The sequence below is a fragment of the Burkholderia metallica genome (assembly GCF_902832845.1).
In the GTDB taxonomy this organism is placed as follows: Bacteria; Pseudomonadota; Gammaproteobacteria; order Burkholderiales; family Burkholderiaceae; genus Burkholderia; species Burkholderia metallica.
In genome coordinates this window covers 1-303 of sequence record NZ_CADFDB010000037.1, presented here as the reverse complement: position 1 = coordinate 303, position 303 = coordinate 1, and the positions used below count along the sequence as shown (strand labels likewise).

Here is a 303-nt window from a genome sequence, read left to right as displayed (position 1 = left end):
TTACATGTTCGGGTAATTCGGCCCGCCGCCGCCTTCCGGCGTGACCCACACGATGTTCTGCGTCGGGTCCTTGATGTCGCAGGTCTTGCAGTGCACGCAGTTCTGCGCGTTGATCACCAGCCGGTCGCTGCCGTCGTCGTTCTTCACGAACTCGTACACGGCCGCCGGGCAGAAACGCCCCTCCGGCCCCGCGTACGTGCGCAAGTTCACGTTCACCGGCACGTTCGCATCCTTCAGCGTCAGGTGCGCCGGCTGGTTCTCCTCGTGGTTCGTGTTCGAGATGAACACCGACGACAGCCGGTC

The 303-nt window shown here is 63.7% G+C and carries 1 protein-coding gene; it reads right to left on the bottom strand.

Annotated features, from left to right (window positions below; translation table 11 throughout):
• Window positions 1-303 (bottom strand): 4Fe-4S dicluster domain-containing protein (locus HWX08_RS34205; protein WP_175807165.1); only part of this gene is annotated, 303 nt, incomplete at its 5' end.